The sequence below is a fragment of the Microbulbifer harenosus genome, assembly GCF_005771435.1.
In the GTDB taxonomy this organism is placed as follows: domain Bacteria; phylum Pseudomonadota; class Gammaproteobacteria; order Pseudomonadales; family Cellvibrionaceae; genus Microbulbifer; species Microbulbifer harenosus.
Genome location: NZ_VANI01000002.1, coordinates 1 through 17043 on the forward strand (window position 1 = coordinate 1; position 17043 = coordinate 17043).

The 17043-nt window shown below is 58.7% G+C and carries 13 protein-coding genes; 6 read left to right on the forward strand and 7 right to left on the reverse strand.

Features of this window, described 5'->3' with window-relative positions; genetic code table 11:
- From FDY93_RS01190 to FDY93_RS01215, 6 genes are all read right to left on the reverse strand, one after another.
- Positions 1 to 1110, reverse strand: a 1110-nt coding sequence (locus FDY93_RS01190; protein WP_138233926.1) for a hypothetical protein, incomplete at its 3' end; no start/stop codon positions are given.
- Positions 1111 to 1149: 39 nt separating this feature from the next.
- On the reverse strand, positions 1150 to 2037 hold the full coding sequence (locus tag FDY93_RS01195; RefSeq protein ID WP_138233927.1) for a hypothetical protein: 888 nt from the start codon (positions 2035 to 2037) through the stop codon (positions 1150 to 1152).
- 398 nt (positions 2038 to 2435) lie between these two features.
- On the reverse strand, positions 2436 to 3347 hold the full coding sequence (locus tag FDY93_RS01200) for a nucleotidyl transferase AbiEii/AbiGii toxin family protein (RefSeq protein WP_138233928.1): 912 nt from the start codon (positions 3345 to 3347) through the stop codon (positions 2436 to 2438).
- Complete coding sequence (locus FDY93_RS01205) at positions 3344 to 3949, reverse strand: type IV toxin-antitoxin system AbiEi family antitoxin domain-containing protein (protein ID WP_138233929.1); 606 nt, start codon at positions 3947 to 3949, stop codon at positions 3344 to 3346. Before FDY93_RS01205 ends, FDY93_RS01200 begins: the two co-directional genes overlap by 4 nt.
- 180 nt (positions 3950 to 4129) lie before the next feature.
- Positions 4130 to 5308 (reverse strand): hypothetical protein, encoded by a 1179-nt coding sequence (locus FDY93_RS01210; protein WP_138233930.1) that lies wholly within the window; start codon positions 5306 to 5308, stop codon positions 4130 to 4132.
- 42 nt (positions 5309 to 5350) lie between these two features.
- Positions 5351 to 6238 carry a hypothetical protein gene (locus FDY93_RS01215; protein WP_138233931.1) on the reverse strand — a complete coding sequence of 296 codons (888 nt, stop codon included), beginning with the start codon at positions 6236 to 6238 and terminating at the stop codon, positions 5351 to 5353.
- 231 nt (positions 6239 to 6469) lie between these two features.
- Between FDY93_RS01215 and FDY93_RS01220 the strand changes: the two genes are divergently transcribed.
- The 6 genes from FDY93_RS01220 to FDY93_RS01245 all read left to right on the forward strand — a co-directional run bounded on the left by FDY93_RS01220 (position 6470) and on the right by FDY93_RS01245 (position 16322).
- Positions 6470 to 7963, forward strand: a complete 1494-nt coding sequence (locus FDY93_RS01220) for an MBL fold metallo-hydrolase RNA specificity domain-containing protein (protein WP_246068409.1) — start codon at positions 6470 to 6472, stop codon at positions 7961 to 7963.
- Positions 7964 to 8000: 37 nt separating this feature from the next.
- Positions 8001 to 8996, forward strand: coding sequence for a glycosyltransferase family protein (locus tag FDY93_RS01225; protein ID WP_246068410.1), 996 nt, complete (start codon positions 8001 to 8003; stop codon positions 8994 to 8996).
- Positions 8987 to 11071, forward strand: coding sequence for a capsular polysaccharide biosynthesis protein (locus tag FDY93_RS01230; protein WP_220446073.1), 2085 nt, complete (start codon positions 8987 to 8989; stop codon positions 11069 to 11071). Before FDY93_RS01225 ends, FDY93_RS01230 begins: the two co-directional genes overlap by 10 nt.
- A 321-nt stretch (positions 11072 to 11392) precedes the next feature.
- Positions 11393 to 12424 carry a phytanoyl-CoA dioxygenase family protein gene (locus FDY93_RS01235; RefSeq protein WP_171018855.1) on the forward strand — a complete coding sequence of 344 codons (1032 nt, stop codon included), beginning with the start codon at positions 11393 to 11395 and terminating at the stop codon, positions 12422 to 12424.
- Positions 12425 to 12664: 240 nt separating this feature from the next.
- Positions 12665 to 13915 carry a capsule biosynthesis protein gene (locus FDY93_RS01240; RefSeq protein ID WP_171018856.1) on the forward strand — a complete coding sequence of 417 codons (1251 nt, stop codon included), beginning with the start codon at positions 12665 to 12667 and terminating at the stop codon, positions 13913 to 13915.
- A 643-nt stretch (positions 13916 to 14558) separates the two neighbouring features.
- Positions 14559 to 16322, forward strand: coding sequence for a DEAD/DEAH box helicase (locus FDY93_RS01245; protein WP_138233937.1), 1764 nt, complete (start codon positions 14559 to 14561; stop codon positions 16320 to 16322).
- 125 nt (positions 16323 to 16447) lie between these two features.
- Here FDY93_RS01245 and FDY93_RS01250 read toward each other — a convergent pair whose 3' ends face one another.
- Positions 16448 to 16996 carry a cytochrome b gene (locus FDY93_RS01250; protein WP_138233938.1) on the reverse strand — a complete coding sequence of 183 codons (549 nt, stop codon included), beginning with the start codon at positions 16994 to 16996 and terminating at the stop codon, positions 16448 to 16450.
- Positions 16997 to 17043 lie beyond the last annotated feature (47 nt).

The window sequence follows — 17043 nt, forward strand, 5'->3', positions numbered from 1 at the left end:
GTAGCCGCTGTTGGTTTTGATTTTGTCGCGCACGACGAAGTAGCCGGCAACCAGTGTCGCAGCACTCCAGCCCAGGGTTTCGGCATTCACCGCCTGAGTGAAACTCTTCAGGATATCGTCGGCGCCTAAGGTGCCTGCAGCACCGCTAAGGGTAATAGCGCCGATGACCGCGCCGCCTTTGCCGAACGTCGCGCTGCGGGCATCGGGATTGTGGAATACATCGCCGGGATTGATGTTGGTGCCAAGGTAGTCGAAGCCCACTTTTTTGCTCAGTGCTTCCAGTGTGTTTTTGCCGGTTTCTTTGCCGCGGGGATTGGAGAAGTAGACGGTTTGCAGTTTCAGGTTTTCACGTAATTCCTTTTCCCGCGCGGGTGCGACGGGTGCGGGAGAAAGACGGTTTTCTAGCGCTTGCATGGCGCGCACAAAGGTGGTTGCTCCTTCACCGTGCACTAGCCAGTTTACTCGGGCGCCGCTGGCGACGGCTTGCTGTATCAGGGAAACCAGGTGGTCCCGCTGTTTATCGCTTTTGTGGTTGCCGTTTTGCCAGTAGAGGGAGTAGTGATTGCCCTGTCGGTTAATGTCATGTTCTTTTACTCCGGCTCGGTAGGCTTTGCTGATGTGATTGATCAGCATACTGCCGGCATCTTCCTTGCTCTCAAACTTGCCGCTTACGGCGGCATAGTGGGAATTGTTCCAGCGGTGGGACAGGGGCATTCTCGATTCATAATCTTGGGCCGTGGTCCATTTGTGAGGACGACCTTGGACTTCTTCGCACTGAACCTGATAGAGCCCGGTGGCTTGTCGGCCGCCTTTCGGTTTGTAGTCACTGTTGACTTCGAGTCCCATGATCAGCACATCGCCATCGCCGTCCAGCTGGTAGTGAATAGCGGCGCCATCGAAGATAATTTTTTCACTCCGGAACATGCGGCCAACGGCGGAACTTCTGAGAGCGTGTATAGCTCTGACAACGCTGGTTAAGTAGTAGTTGTCCTGATGACCGCGTACGATCTGTTGCCAGGCACTTTGCTGGGTATGCAGGATGTATATGTTGCGACCTATGCGGTCGCTGCTACCGCTTATCAGTTTCCAGGTATTGCTTTCGCCTTGCATGACAGCTCCTTGTCTTGAAAGTAGGGGAAAAATAAATGCTCAGGGAGTCAAAACCGGCGGGGGGCTGCCGGGCTTGAGGATTACAACGTTGTCTTCGCCTTTACGATCATCTCCACGACGCCATTCCGGATAGATCCAGGGCTCCGGCTCGCGGTGCTTGGTGGCGCGGGCGTCTGGCCATTTGCGCTTTGCTTCCGCCAGTCGTTGTTTTGCCGTAGATCCCAGTTCTAGGCGTACCGAACGGAGCACTTTACTGGTCAGTGCATTCATGTGCTTCAGGCAGGTTTCGACGGGTGCGTAGCCGAGGTAGCTGTACCCCATATTCAGGTAATAGCGATCATCCAGCGGGGTGCGTAGGCAGCCGCCCCTATAGGTATGCATAAATTCCGGTGGCGGTTCCGGATCGTTAGAATAGTCGGGCTGATATTCATAATAGAGCCAGGGTGAGCCGGATTCTCTATTTCGCAAATCCCAGTTGATCGGGGAGCAGAATCTGCCTAAGTCGGGATGTGCCGGCCCGGTGAACCAGAGGGTTCGAATGGCCATCTGCTCAAAGTGATTAGGATTGAAACTGCTCATCCCTTCCGGCAAGGCGTCGTAGCGCGAGATGCTGGCGCCAAACTGGATGTTGCCATACGGGCGAGTGCGCCAGGGGGGGCCGTAAAGTTCCCACCTGCGACTGAACAGGTTGAGATGTGATTTTCCCTCGCGCTGCCAATCTGGAAGGAGACTGTCATCGCTATATTGCTTGTCATCGTAAATATTCACCCGCTCCGGTGGCTCCTTACCGGCAAATCCCTGGTAATTGGAATGTGGCGGCATCAGCATGGTCAACGTGCTGCCAGATAAATCTATCTCCACCTTTTCTGGGCGGTTAATGCCGGGAATATAGGGGTACTTGTGGGAGGCGAATAGTCGTTTCAGCATGGGTTTCCGGGGCCGTCCATGGGCCCTGTTCATTCCTGTAGGTGTGTTCTGAATGCTACCGGGGAGGCTACATGGATTCAACGGAACACGGCACGATATTGCGCATTTTCTGCAAGAAATGCAGGCACTTTCGTACAAGTTAAATGGTAGGAGGCTGGCCCTGTGTGTCACTCTGCGGCGGCTTTCTGGATATCGCGGTACCAGATTTTCCTCTGGGCCACATTAGCCACCATGGTGTCGCCATTGGGCTGAAAGAATCATTCTGACTGCATGGAAAACGGGTTTAGAAATTGACGCCCTGAATACAGAAGGAAAAGTTCACCAGCAACCCGCTGCAATCAGATATCCATGGCTGGGGCAATGCCTCTGTAGAATGAACGATTACGATTTAACGGCGCTTACATTTGGTTTAACGCTGCTCCCAAGGTGGCCCGCAGCCGATCCACGACAGTGGGTAAGGGTTCAAGAGTTAGTTCATTTTTCTTTATGAAGGCGTGCCACAGGGCCTGCCGCGAGGGATCGTGTGCAAACTCATTCTTCAGGCCAATCGGTAACTCCTCGGGCAGCGCCATGCCGCGCCGTTCGAAGGTGGCTTTGAGCGCTTGGGCCAATAGGGGGGTGTTCAGAGTTTCGCGTTCCAGCAACACCGACAGATCGAAGTAATCTTTCATCCGACTGTTTGTCATACCCAATACCGCAATGGCGTGGAGCTTTTCCGCGATTACGGTGTAAACGGGATAGGCGCGCAAGCGAGGCGCAGGCTGGTCGGCCAGCAGCACCGGGTAGGTCGCATCAATGGGACCGGGTGTCACGGCATCACCGAAACCGATGTCGATCTGTGTCTTGCAACGTGCGTTGGCAAGCTCGCTACTGATGAGGACGCGCGCCCCGGTGTATCCGGCGTCCTTGCGGATTTCCTCGGCGGCGACCGAGGTCGGGTCGAACATGATGCCGTCGGCCACGGAGACGCTGGCGATGTCGCGGAAGGTTTGGGCTACGGATTCCAAATCGCTTGCGCCGAAGCCGAGTAGGTCGGCGTCACGCGTGGCCCGGTGTGGCATGTCGTACCAGAGCGTGAACAGCAGCGCGCCCTTGAGCAGAAAGTGATCCGCGTGCTTGGATTGGCTCAGGCGGTAGAGAATGCGTTCCAGTGCGTAGCGTACCAGTATCTGGTTGAAGTCCACACCCTGCGCCTTGGCTACGTTGAGCAGACGGGCTCGCACGGAGGCGGCAACGTTACTGTTTGGTGCATCCTTGCGTCTCGCCCCTTTGGGTTTGGCGCGAAAGTTTTCTCCCGAAAAATTTTTCACTCAATGGCCTCCAGATAGGGGCGCATCACGTTGGTTACGCGGCAGATCTTCGCGTAGCGCCACAGGTCGTCTGCCGTTGCCTTGCGTTGGGCGCGTGCGTCCTTCAATGCCTCCAGCGCGACGTCCAGACCGATTTTGTTGCGGTGCTTGAAGCAGTCCACGACTGTCTTTGCTACACCATAGACTCGCAGCTTCACGCCATCACGTAGGTGCTCCTCAATGCCTGCGTTGTAAACCTCACCGCTCATCTGAACCATCTTGATTGGTGGGTAGTCGATGCGCGGCACGTGGCTGCCGCGGGGCATGGCGATCCAGATCTGGCGTGGCAGCTGGGTAGTCAGTTCGTGGAATTGCAGTGAGCTCAGCAGGCAAAATACGGCTTGCGGTACCTTCGTGGCGATGGTCACAAGCCCTTCGTGTTCTGACCCCGGATAGTTGGGGAGGCGGTAGAGGCCGCGCCCGACCTTGTCCAACAGACCAGCCGCGGTCAGGCGCGTCAGAACGACCCGAGGCGCATCAATGGCGTCCAGGTCGCTGGTGCGGAGTAGCCCTTTCTGGCGAGCCAGATCAAGGACGCGTTGATTATGGGTGTCGGAGGGCATGCTGGAAGTATGTTCCTTTTTTTCGCTTATTGAAACAATTTGACGAAATAACGGAACCCTCCCCTGTCATCTGCATGTGCGCTGATTCCGCCGGCTTCAGGTTGTAGCCATATGTAATCACTATGTGGCAATGCAGCCGCATTACATCCGGTAGCACTAAAGGGGCAGATAACCTGGGTATCACCCTACCCAGCGCTGGTTTCCATCCCCGAAGGTGCTGCTGATGAATCCCGGCAGGTTGCGCGCATAGCCGCTGTTGGTTTTGATTTTGTCGCGCACGACGAAGTAGCCGGCAACCAGTGTCGCAGCACTCCAGCCCAGGGTTTCGGCATTCACCGCCTGAGTGAAACTCTTAAGGATATCGTCGGCACCGAGGGTGCCGGCAGCACCGCTCAGGGTGATAGCGCCGATGACCGCGCCGCCTTTGCCGAACGCCGCACTGCGGGCATCGGGATTGTGGAATACATCGCCGGGATTGATGTTGGTGCCAAGGTAGTCGAAGCCCACTTTTTTGCTCAGTGCTTCCAGCGTGTTTTTGCCGGTTTCCTTGCCGCGAGGATTGGAGAAGTAGACGGTTTGCAGCTTGAGGTTTTCACGCAATTCCTTTTCCCGCGCGGGTGCGACGGGTGCGGGAGAAAGACGCTTTTCCAGCGCGTGCATGGCGCGCACAAAGGTGGTAGCGCCTTCGCCGTGCACCAGCCAGTTTACCCGGGCGCCGCTGGCGACGGCTTGCTGTATCAGGGAAACCAGGTGATCCCGCTGCTTGTCGCTTTTGTGGTTGCCGTTTTGCCAGTAGAGAGAGTAGTGATTGCCCTGTCGGTTGATGTCGTGTTCTTTTATTCCGGCTTTGTAGGCATTGCTGATGTGATTGATCAGCATACTGCCGGCATCTTCCTTGCTCTCAAACTTGCCGCTTACGGCGGCATAGTGGGATTTGTTCCAGCGGTGGGATAGGGTCATCTTGGTTTTTGCTTTGTCTCGTGTGGACCACTCGAAATCGCGATCCCGAGCTGCTGAACAATCTACCTGATAGAGTCCGGTGGTTTGTTGGCCGCGTTTGGGGTTGTAGCTGCTGTTGACTTCAAGGCCCATGATCAGCACGTCGCCGTCAGTGTCCAACTCGTAATGGATGGCGGCACCATCAAAGATCAGCTTTTCCCGCCGGAGCTTGCGCCCTACAGCAATGCCACCGAGAGCGTAAACGGCTCTGGCAATACTGGCCAAATAGTAACTGTTGTGTTGATTGCGCAAAATCTGTTGCCAGTTTTTTTCTTGGGTATGCAGGATATATACGCTGCGACTGACGTTATGCTGGCCGCGACCGATAATCAGCTTCCATGTTTTTGTTTCGCCTTGCATGACAGTTCCTTGTCTTGGAAATGGGAAAAAAAGAATAAATGATCAGGGGATCAAAGCCGGTGGGGGGCTGCCGGGCTTGAGGATCACGACATGATCCTCGCCCTTATCTTCGTCACCGTCACGCCATTCAGGGTAAACCCAGGGTTCCGGTTCGCGGTGCCGGGTGGCCCGGGCGTCAGGCCATTTGCGCTTTGCTTCCGCCAATCGTTCTTTGGCCGTGGATCCCAGCTCCAGGTGTACGGAGTCGAGCACCTTTCGGGTCAACGCATTCATATGTTCCAGGCAGATATCCACCGGCGCGTAGCCGAGATAGCCGTATCCCATATTCAGGTAATAGTGATCGTCCAAGGGGGTACGGAGGCAGCCCCCCCGGTAGGTGTGCATAAATTCCGGCGGCGGCTCGGGATCGTGGGAATAGTCGCGCTGATATTCATAGTAAAGCCACGGTGCGCCGGGCTCTCTGGTGTTCATATCCCAGTTGATCGGCGCGCGGGATCTTCCCGTGTAGGGTTGTGCCGGCCCGGTAAACCAGAGGCTGCGCATGGCCATCTGCTCAAAGTGCCGAGGATTGAACGCGCTCATGCCCTCCGGCAGGGTATCGTAACGCAGGATGTTGATGCCAAACCGGATATTGCCGAGCGGCCGTTCGCGCCAGAGCGGGCCGTATAGCTCCCACCGGCGTTTGAGCAGGGTGAGATGGGATACCCCTTCGCGCTGCCATTCGGGTAGCGAACTGTCATCGACATACTGCCCGTCATTGTAAATATTCGCCTGCGCCGGTGGCTCCTTGCCGGCAAATCCCTGGTAGTTGGAATGCGGTGGCATCAGCATGGTGAGCTTACTGCCGGATAGATCGATCTCGATCTTTTCGGGGCGGTTGAGGCCGGGAATATAGGGGTGCTTGCGGGAGGCGAAGAGTCGTTTCAGCATGGGCTTCGGGGGCCATCCATGGGCCCTGTTCATTCCGATGAGTGTGTTTGGAATGCTACCGGGGCGGTTGTCATGTTTCAATTAAATCCGGCACGATGTTGCACGTTTCTTGCAGGATCATCAGGCACTTGCGTACAAATTACGTGGCCTGAGATCGCTAGGAAGGCTGCGGGTGAGTCTGGTACGCTGCTGTGCCCAATTGCGCTCTTAATGGATCAAAAGGAATTGATCATGATTGAAACGGGAACTCCTCCTCTTATCCCGGCTGCCGACTATGTCCAGCCAGCTGGGGCTATGGAAATTTCACCGGGCCATGTCGCCCATCACGGTGCGGTCTCAGGCGTCACCGGCTCCTGCCATGAATTGTTTGCGGACCAACACAACTCCATCCTGATCGACTGCGGCCTGTTTCAGGGCGCGGAGACGTCCCCCGGTGGGCGCGGTGGCAGCAGTCTGGAAATTGAATTTGATATCCGCTCGGTGCGCGCGCTGGTGGTGACCCATGTGCACATCGATCATGTGGGGCGAATTCCCTATCTGATTGCCGCTGGTTTCCGCGGCCCCATTTACTGTTCCGAGCCCTCTGCCGAGCTGTTGCCGCTGGTGCTGGAAGATGCGGTGAAAATCGGTATCAGCCGGGATGCGGCGCTGATTGAAAAGTTCATCGGTTATATCAAAAAGCAGTTGCGGCCTCTGCCCTATAACGGCTGGCAGCCGGTGATCGCGGAGGAGGGCTGCAGGCTCGATATCCGCCTGCAGCGCGCGGGCCATATTCTCGGGTCTGCTTATGTTGAGTGTGAGGTGCGATGTCCACAGGTTTCCGGGGAGGTTGGCAAGCGCCGCATTATTTTCTCTGGCGATTTGGGCGCGTCGAATACACCACTGCTGTATGCACCTAAAGCGCCTTGGGGTTGTGACGAGCTGGTAATCGAGAGTACCTACGGTGACCGCCTGCATCAGAACCGCGAGCAGCGAGTGCGCATTCTGCAGGGGGCGATTGAGCGCGCGCTGGCGGATGGTGGCAGTGTGCTGATCCCGGCGTTCAGTATCGGCCGCACCCAGGAACTCCTGTACGAGCTGGAAGGCATAATCCACAGCCAGGCCAGCCGCAAACATGTGCCCAATCCATGGCGGGACCTGCCGGTGATTGTGGACTCGCCGCTGGCGAGCCGCTTTACAGACGTCTACCGCCGCCTGCGGACCTATTGGGACGCGGAAGCCAGGCGTCTGCTAAGCCGCGGTCGCCACCCGCTGAGTTTTGAGCAGCTGATTACGGTGGACGATCACGGAGCGCATGACAAGTTGGTGGCGGAACTCGCCAACAGCCGGCGCCCGGCCATTGTGATTGCCGCCAGCGGCATGTGCAGTGGTGGCCGGATCGTGAATTATCTGAAGGCGATGCTCGAAGACAAGCGCCACAATATTCTGTTTGTGGGCTATCAGGCACAGGGCACACCGGGGCGGGATATTCAGACCTATGGGCCGGACAATGGCTATGTGGATCTCGACGGCCAGCGCTACCACATCGCTGCGGGAGTGGAGACCATCAGCGGTTACTCCGCCCACGGGGATCAGGATGATCTATTGGGTTTTATCCGCAAGATGAAGAAGCGCCCGCAGCTTGTGCGGGTGGTGCATGGGGATGACCGGGCCAAGGCCGCACTGAAGGCAAAGATCGAGCGGGAGGGGCTGGCGGGGAGCGTGGTGATCCCGGATTTGGCATAATGGCGCCCGCCAATCCCCGACCAGAAGATATTCCTAATTGATTGCCACTGAAAACGCATTGACCGCTTCGGCCATGTCCTCATCAGGAGGACACTGGATTGTGGTGGAGGAAAACGCGAACCCCTCCTCTGACTACTTTGTGCTGCCGTTTCTGAACGCGCAGGGGCTGGAAGTTGAGCGGGTTGGTTTTGCGGATCTGCCGCCGCGGGAGCGGCTGCGCGGCGCCCATGTGTTGTTCGTGCGCTATATCCCGGCCGCCTGGCGGCGCTTGATCAGCGCCTGCCGCGATGCGCTGGCCGGGGTGCATTTTTTTATGGACGACGATCTGCTGCGCTGGTCGTCTTTTGCGCGCATGCCCCTACGCTATCAGTGGAAGTTGCTGCGCCTGAGCCGGCGGCACCGGCACTGGCTGCGCGCGGTGAATGCGCAGCTGCTGGTATCCACCCCGTATCTTCAGCAGCGCTATAACGACTGGCAGCCGCAACTATTGGCGCCGCAGGTACCGGTGGCACTGCTGCCTCTGCTGAAGCGAGAGGATGCCGGGCAATCGACGGAGGAGATGATCACGCTGTTCTATCACGGCTCGGCTTCGCACGGTGCGGATCTTAAATGGCTGCGGCCGGTGGTCGAGCGGGTGCTCGCGGCGGATGCGCGCCTGGTGTTTGAGGTGATCGGCAATGCTTCCGTCAATCGCTTGTTCCGGGGATTGCCGCGGGTGCATGTGTTGCACCCGATGAAGTGGGGCGCCTATCAGGCGCTGTTGCGCCGGCCCGGCCGCTGTATCGGATTGGCGCCGCTGCTGGATTCGCCGTTCAACCGGGCCCGCGCTCACACCAAATTTCTGGATATCACTCTCGCCGGCGCGGTGGGGGTTTATGCGGCGGGGCCGGTATACGGGAGTGTGGTTCGCCATGAACAAAATGGTTTGTTGCTGCCGATGGCGGAAGATGCCTGGGTCGAGGGAATCCTGCGGCTCGCGGCCGATACACAATGGCGTCAGGCATTGTTGAGCGAGGCGCGGTTGTGTCTGTAATTGGATTTTGTTCCCGCGGCCTGCGCCGCATTGCCTTTCTCGATGCGCTCACGGAGGCGCGCTGCGAATTTTTTGCGCTGCGCCCGCGCAAGGGCACCACGCATATCGCCGGTTGGGGGCACAAGCCCACCGCGGCGCGGGCGCGCAGGCTGGCGGCGCAAACCGGGCTGCCCTATGTGAGCCTGGAAGATGGATTCCTGCGCTCGTTTGGTCTCGGGGTGAACGGCGCACCGTTGCACAGCCTGGTGGTGGACCACGCCGGAATCTACTACGACGCCAGCGCGCCGAGCGATCTCGAAACGCTAATCGCGCAGGCGGACTTTGATGACGCGACGCTTGATCGCGCTCGCGCGGCAATGGATCTGTTGCGCCAGCACCGCCTGTCGAAATACAACGCCGCTCCAGACAGAAACATAACCTGGGAGGATGCGCGCCCGCGGGTGCTGGTGGTGGATCAGACCTTTGGTGATGCGTCTGTCTCCCTTGGCGGTGCCGATGCCACGGATTTTACGCGCATGCTGGACGCGGCGATTGCAGAGAACCCGGACGCCGAGGTGGTCGTCAAGGTGCATCCGGATGTGATTGCCGGCAAAAAGCGCGGCTACCTGCTGGTTGCCGCAAAAAACAGGCGCTGCCGCTTGTGGTCCGAGGATATCAATCCCTGGGCGTTGCTGGATGCCGTAGAGAAGGTCTACGTGGTGACCAGCCAGATGGGGTTTGACGCGCTGCTGGCAGGCAAGGCCGTGCACTGTTTTGGCATGCCGTTCTATGCGGGATGGGGGCTGACGCAAGATGCACAGACTTGTTCGCGCCGCGGACAACCCCGTTCGCTTGTGCAGCTGTTTGCGGCGGCTTATCTGCGCTATTGCCGCTATATCAATCCCTATACCGGTGAGCGCTGCTCGCTGGAAGACACCATTGACCTGATTGCGGAGCAGAAGCGCCAGGCACAGCGCCTGCGCGGCCCTTGGCTCGCGCTGGGTTTTTCTCCCTGGAAGCGCGGATTCGTGCCGGATTTTCTCGCGCGCCCGGCGCGATTGCGGTTCGCCGACAAAACACCGGCGGGTGTTTCCCGCGCGCAGCCGGGTGCGCGGGTGGCGGTGTGGGCCAGCAGCTTGCCGGCAAGTGTGGCATCAGCCTGTGACAGGCGCGATCTGGAGCTTTGGCGGATTGAGGACGGTTTTTTGCGCTCGGTAGGGCTGGGTTCGGACTTGGTACGCCCGCTGTCTCTGGTGCTGGATCGGCAGGGAATTTACTACGATGCATCGCGGCCCTCGGACCTTGAAACGATTTTGCGCAATACCGAGTTCAGCCCGGCGCTGCGCGCGCGCGCCGGACGCCTGCGGGAGCGGCTGGTGGCGGGGCAACTGAGCAAGTACAACGTAGGGACGGCGAACTCCGGTGCGCCGCCGGTACTATCTGCCGCGCACCTGAATATCCTGGTGCCTGGGCAAGTGGAGAGCGATGCGTCCATCGCCTTCGGATCGCCGTGGCTCAAGACCAATCGCCAGTTGCTGGCGGAGGTGCGCCGCGCCAACCCCGATGCCCACATCATCTACAAGCCGCATCCGGATGTGCTCGCCGGTGGGCGCGTGGGGGCGCTGGCTGAGGACGCCGGGGATTTGTTTGATCAGCTGGTCACCGATGTGCCGATGCCGGAATTGTTGGCGCAGGTGGATGAAGTGCACACTCTCAGCTCACTGAGCGGGTTTGAAGCGCTGCTGCGCGGTGTGCGGGTGGTGACCTACGGCCTGCCGTTTTACGCTGGCTGGGGGCTGACCGAAGACCGTTTGCTTGACCGCGGTGAGCCAGGGGAAAAAGGCGCGCCGGATGCGCTGCACGAACTGGCTGCCGTGCGCCGCTGTCTCAAGACCCGCGGCCGGTCGCTGGCGGTGGATGAGCTGGTGGCGGCAACACTGATCCTTTATCCCACCTATGTGGATCCACAAAGTGGCGATATCGTCGATGTTGAGACGGCGGTACAAATACTGCAGTTGCAGCGCGACAAGCCCGCGGGTGGCGGGCTGCGTCGGCGCTTCTATCGCGCGGTGCGCAATCAATTTTTTCGGAAATAATGGTCCCTCGCCCGGATTCTCGTCATCCCGGACTTGATCCAGCTACGGACCCCGTCATCCCGGGCTCGACCCAGGATCCAGCTGAGGACCCGTCATCCCGCACTCGACCCAGGATCCAGCTGCGGACCCCGTCATCCCGGACTCGACCCGGGATCCAGCTGCGGACCCCGTCATCCCGGACTTGATCCGGGATCCAGCTGCGGACCTCGTCATCCCGGACTCGATCCGGGATCCAGAGAACAGAGCTCCGCAGCAACGAATACCAAACCAAGTCCCGTCTAACGGAGCTTTAAAAAAACACAAATCACAGCCGACAAATACGTGAACACCCGATTTTTCAAGAAAATCTACCTGTTGCCCAAGTGGCTGCTGGAACTCTTCTCCTGGGGCAAGAGCTTCAGGAACAACCCCATCATCGGCAGCTACTGGCTGAACCGTTGCGGGCTTCATGTGGCGCGGGTGGTGATCGCCCACGGGCTGTTCCGCTTTCGGTTGCTGCTGCTGTCGCCGCTGGTGCCGGCGGAAGACCGCCGGCAGTTCCGCGAGCAGGGGTTCGTGCTCAAGCACAACTTCCTTCCTCGGGCCGACTTCGAAAAACTGGCTCAGGAATTGCAGTCCTATCAGGGGGATGTGCGGGAGTTCGTGGAGGGCACCACCCTGACCCAGCGCGTGTTCATTACTGCGGATGAGCGTGCCCGTATGCCGGCCATGAAAGCGCTGATCGAGAATCCGCACCTGGACAGGTTGACGCGTTACTGCTCGTCAAAGAATCGTCGACCTCTGTATTACGTGGAAAACCTGTGCAACCATGCCAACGTTGCGCCGCGCCCCGATCCCCAGCGGGATATGCATGCGGATACTTTCCACCCCTGTGTTAAGGGATGGCTGTACCTCGACGATGTGGACGATGGCAACGGCCCATTCATTTATGTGCCCAAGTCTCACCGGTTGAGCTGGCGTCGCCTGAAGTGGGAGTACCGCCAGAGTCTGGAAGCGTGCAAACACGGCGATAAGCGTCAGTCGGGACGTTACTGGGACGGCTCCTTCCGGGTGAGCGACTGCGAGCTCGCAGCCATGGGGTTTGTGCCGAAGATCTTCCGTGTGCCGGCAAACACCCTGGTGGTGGCTAATGTGCACGGCTTCCACTGCCGCGGCGAGGCGAAACAACAATCCCATCGCATGACGGTGTGGATGCAGGCGAGAGACAACCCCTTCAATCCGCTGTTTACATTTTGGCCAGAATCCACGGCACGGTTATTTGAATGGGGTTGGGGAAAAGTGTTGCGCAGGTTGGACGGCGCGAGACTGGCGAGCGGAGAACAGCGAAATTTCGGTGGAAAATTTTCCCGATAGCGGGAAATGGCGAACTGTGTACAAGACATTTCCGCGCCATATAAGTATAGTTTTGCGTCAAATTTGTGTTGTCATCCGCTTTTCGGAGTTTTGACTGTTTTTTATCCGGCTTCTTGTTCGGTAAGTTAGTTAGTGGTCGCTTGCGGCTGTTGAAATTTCCTTGGTTGTGCGGCTTTTCCGCACAGTGGTTATGTCCCGTGGTCGGCAATAAAAATAATGCCGTGGGGCGTGTGGGGGTTCATGTCAGGGGTCTTGTTTTTACAGGGGCCGCTCGGGCCTTTTTTTGCCCGCTGCGCGCGCCATTTCTCTGCCCAGGGGGTAGAGACTCACAAAATCAACTTCAATGGTGGCGACCGCTACTACGGTTGGGCGGACCACTGTGTGGATTATACCGGCGGCCCTGCGGGCTGGCCGGAGTACCTCTACGGCTACCTGCGGCGGAACCATATTCGTGCGGTCGTGGTGTATGGTGATTGCCGCTATTACCACCGCGAGGCCCGCGCGGTATGCAAGCAGCTGGGCATTGTGTTCTGGGCGTTCGAAGAGGGTTACCTGCGGCCGGATTTCGTCACCCTGGAGCAGGGTGGCGTCAACGCGTTTTCCGGCGTGGACTGGACGCGCGATGCGATCGAACAATACCGGCCTCACGGGCGCAAATCGCCGCTTAAAGTGGGCATGACCTTCTGGCAGCGGGCGTGGTTTGCTATCTGTTATTACGTGGCCGCGCGAATCCTTAGCTACCGCTTTCCCAATTACCGTCACCACCGCCCCAGAACCTGGTGGCAGGAAGCGGGGTGCTGGCTGCGGAGTTTTTACCGCAAAGGTTTGTATCGCATCAGCGAGCGCCGGTTTACCGAGGCGCTGTTGCGCAATCACAGTGGCAAGTACTTCCTATATCCATTGCAGACCGCGGACGATTTCCAGATTCGCGAGCACTCTGATGTGGATTCTCTGCAGGCATCGATTGGTGAAGTGATTGCCTCTTTTGCCGGCCACGCCGCGGAAACAGACGTCCTGGTGATCAAACACCACCCCATGGACCGGGGTTTCTGCCACTACGGCAAGCTGATCCGGCGCAAGGCCCGCGAACACGGTGTGGGGGAGCGGGTGGTGTACTGCCACGATCTGCATCTGCCGACGTTGCTGGATCACGCCAAGGGGCTGGTGACCGTCAACAGCACTGTGGGCATTTCTGCGCTGTTGCACGGCGTTCCCACGATTACTCTGGGGCGGGCGCTTTACGACATCGCCGGCCTGACCCATCAGGGGGAGCTGGCGGATTTCTGGCAGCATCCACAGCCGGTGGATATCGAGCTGTTCCGCGCTTTCCGCACCTATCTGTACGAGCTCACCCAGCTGGATGGCAGTTTCTTCAGGCGCATGGATTTCACCGTGGAGCAGGTTTTTGCGCGCATGATGCCGGTACTCGAATCTCAGGCTGCGCCCGGGGAAGATGCAGCGGCCGGCGAGAGCGAACCGCTGGCAGCCTGACCCCGCATTCACCGATCAGCACACTCCCATGTAGGAGCCTGCCTGCAGGCGAATGACCCGCACTCCACAACCATTCGCCTGCAAGGCAGGCTCCTACATAGAGCACCGCCACTCCCTGTAGGAGCCTGCCTGCAGGCGAACGGCCCGCACTCCACAACCATTCGCCTGCAAGGCAGGCTCCTACACAGAACACCACCGCTCCCTGTAGGAGCCTGCCTGCAGGCGAACGGCCCCCACTCCACAACCAATTCGCCTGCAAGGCAGGCTCCTACATGGCCCCCCCTCTGTAGGAGCCTGCTTGCAGGCGAACAATACACTCCACACCCATTCGTCCGCAGGCAGGCTTCTGCAGCTCAAAAATTAAGCTGGCACTCTCGCGCCAAACTGGTAGACTGCGCAGCCTCTTGCCCCGGCCCATACAGCGGCGCTATCGGGAGCACGAGCCATCTTGGGTAACAGACCTCCTTGCCACAGGCTCCTGTCTCAGAGTTGAAAAAGCTTGAAATAGCCGGTGCTATTAATGGGCTTCTTCGCCTTGCCCAGCAATTCTCCGCTGTGAGCTATGGTTATCCCAGTGGGGCCTATCCGGTCCCTGTTGGAACTATCGCTCCGGCCCGGCCTTATTTATTCAAGTGAACTCAAAATGACCGATTACTCCGAAGCCACTGGTTTTGACCAGTTGGGCCTGCCGACCGAAATTCTCCAAGCTGTAACCAAACTCGGCTACGAAACCCCGAGCCCGATCCAGGCACAGACTATCCCGTCGCTGCTGCAAGGCCGCGATGTACTGGGCCAAGCCCAGACTGGTACCGGCAAGACCGCCGCGTTCGCGCTGCCACTGCTGGCAGGGCTCGATCTCCGCGACAAGCGCCCACAAGCGCTGGTGCTGGCGCCAACCCGCGAACTGGCCATCCAGGTGGCCGAGGCCTGCCAATCTTACGCGGCCAACCTCAAGGGTTTCCACGTTGCGCCTATTTATGGCGGCGCGGACTACCGCGGCCAGATCCAGCAACTGAAGCGCGGTGTGCAGCTGATTGTGGGTACCCCGGGCCGGGTGATGGACCACATGCGCAAGGGCACCCTGGACCTGTCCTCGCTGAAAATGCTGGTACTGGATGAAGCCGACGAAATGCTGCGCATGGGCTTTATCGACGATGTGAAGTGGGTACTGGAGCAGATTCCGGAAGAGCGCCAAATTGCGCTGTTCTCCGCCACTATGCCGCGAGAGGTCGCGTCGATTGCCCGTGAGCACCTGCGCAATCCGGTGGAAGTGAAGATCAAGGTCAAGACCGAAACCGCCGAGACTATCCGCCAGCGTTACTGGCCGGTAGGCGGCCTGCACAAGATGGACGCGCTGACCCGCATTCTCGAAGCCGAGCCGGTGGATGCCACCATCATCTTCGTGCGCACCAAAAACGCTACCGTGGAAGTGGCCGACAAGCTCGCCGCGCGCGGCTTTGCCAGCGCCGCCCTGAACGGGGACATGGCCCAGGGCATGCGCGAACAGGTAATTGAAAAGCTGAAGGCGGGCAAGCTCGACATCGTGGTGGCCACCGATGTGGCTGCGCGTGGTCTGGATGTGAAGCGCATCAGCCACGTAATCAACTACGACATTCCCTACGATACGGAAGCCTATATCCACCGTATCGGCCGTACCGGCCGCGCCGGGCGCGAAGGCGATGCGATCCTGTTTGTGGCACCGCGCGAGCAGCGCATGCTGCGCACCATCGAGCGCGCCACCAAGAAGCCGATCGAGCGCCTGGACCTGCCCACCGCGGCCGCGGTAAATGCTTCGCGCATGGAAAAATTCCGCCAGAAGATCACCTACACCATGGCTGGCCGCCGCGACCTGGCGCCGTTCCGCGACCTGGTGGAAAAGTATCTGGAAGAAAACGATATCGATCCGTTGGATGTCGCCGCGGCACTGGCGGCCATGGCACAGGGCGACCAGCCGCTGCTGCTGGACGAGCGCGAGCCGAAGCGTCAGGAATTCAATGACCGACGGGATCGCGATGGCGATTTCGAAGACCGCAAACGCAACAAGTTTGACAAGCGGGGCGGGTTCGACAAAGACAGCAAGCGGATTCCGGCGCCCGACGAGGGTAAAGAGCGCTACCGCATTGAAGTGGGGCGCGAACACGGCGTGCGCCCGGGTAGTATTGTCGGCGCTATTGCCAACGAAGTGGATCTCGACAGTTCCTATATCGGGCGCATTGAGATTTATCCCGATTACACCACCGTTGACCTGCCGGAAGGCATGCCGCAGGAAATTTTCCAGCACCTGAAAAAAGTGCGGGTAAATGGCCGGCCAATGAACATCGCCCGCTTTGATGAAGCGCGGGTGAAATCCGGTGGCAAGACCGCGCCTGCGTTCAAGAAGCGCAAGCCGAAACCCGCGCGGGATTGATGCCCCTGTAGGAGCCTGCCTTGCAGGCGAACAATCCCGCGCTTTGGACTGTTCGCCTGCAAGCAGGCCCCTACAGCGTATCCCACCGTAGGAGCCTGCTTGCAGGCGAACAAATTTTCAAACGCTTATTTCACTTTCCCAAACGGCAACATCTGCCGCAGCGTATTGTCTTTGATAATCAGGTGGTGCCACAGCGCGCCCCCGATATGCAGCACCAGTAATACCAGCAGCGCATTCCACAAAAGCTCTTTGTGCATGAAACCCAGCTGTTTCGCCAGATCGATATTCTTGGTCACGAAGGGTGGCAGGTCGAACAGCCAGAACAGGGTGATTTCGCGCCCCGCGAATTGCCGCATCAGCAGCCCGGTTAAGGGCATTCCCAGCATGATCACATACATCAGACTCTGCACCAGCAGGGACAGCGGCCTCTGCAGTTTGCTGCCATACAGTGTCGGGCGACCATGGGTGGCGCGCCAGTAAAAGCGCAGCATCACCAGCAACAGTACCGAAAAGCCGAGTGAAAAGTGCAACACCATCCACCAGTGGCGCATGGGGTCGTCTTTTGCGTAGAACTCATGCAGTTCCACCGAGCCCCAGGCGAACAGGATAAACAGTGCGATCAGCCAGTGCAGGCCCTTTTGAATCGGGTTCCAGCCATTGGTAGTTTTGCTCATGGAAAATTCCCTTCCGTTTTTTTGAGCCCAAGCTTAACGACTTTTCA

What these genes read in the sequence shown, in the direction of transcription:
- FDY93_RS01205 (WP_138233929.1), bottom strand. Translation starts at nt 3,949, where the DNA reads ATGCCCTCCGACACCCATAATCAACGCGTCCTTGATCTGGCTCGCCAG.
- FDY93_RS01220 (WP_246068409.1), top strand. Translation starts at nt 6,470, where the DNA reads ATGATTGAAACGGGAACTCCTCCTCTTATCCCGGCTGCCGACTATGTC.
- FDY93_RS01250 (WP_138233938.1), bottom strand. Translation starts at nt 16,996, where the DNA reads ATGAGCAAAACTACCAATGGCTGGAACCCGATTCAAAAGGGCCTGCAC.
- FDY93_RS01210 (WP_138233930.1), bottom strand. Translation starts at nt 5,308, where the DNA reads ATGCAAGGCGAAACAAAAACATGGAAGCTGATTATCGGTCGCGGCCAG.
- FDY93_RS01240 (WP_171018856.1), top strand. Translation starts at nt 12,665, where the DNA reads ATGTCAGGGGTCTTGTTTTTACAGGGGCCGCTCGGGCCTTTTTTTGCC.
- FDY93_RS01195 (WP_138233927.1), bottom strand. Translation starts at nt 2,037, where the DNA reads ATGCTGAAACGACTATTCGCCTCCCACAAGTACCCCTATATTCCCGGC.
- FDY93_RS01215 (WP_138233931.1), bottom strand. Translation starts at nt 6,238, where the DNA reads ATGCTGAAACGACTCTTCGCCTCCCGCAAGCACCCCTATATTCCCGGC.
- FDY93_RS01245 (WP_138233937.1), top strand. Translation starts at nt 14,559, where the DNA reads ATGACCGATTACTCCGAAGCCACTGGTTTTGACCAGTTGGGCCTGCCG.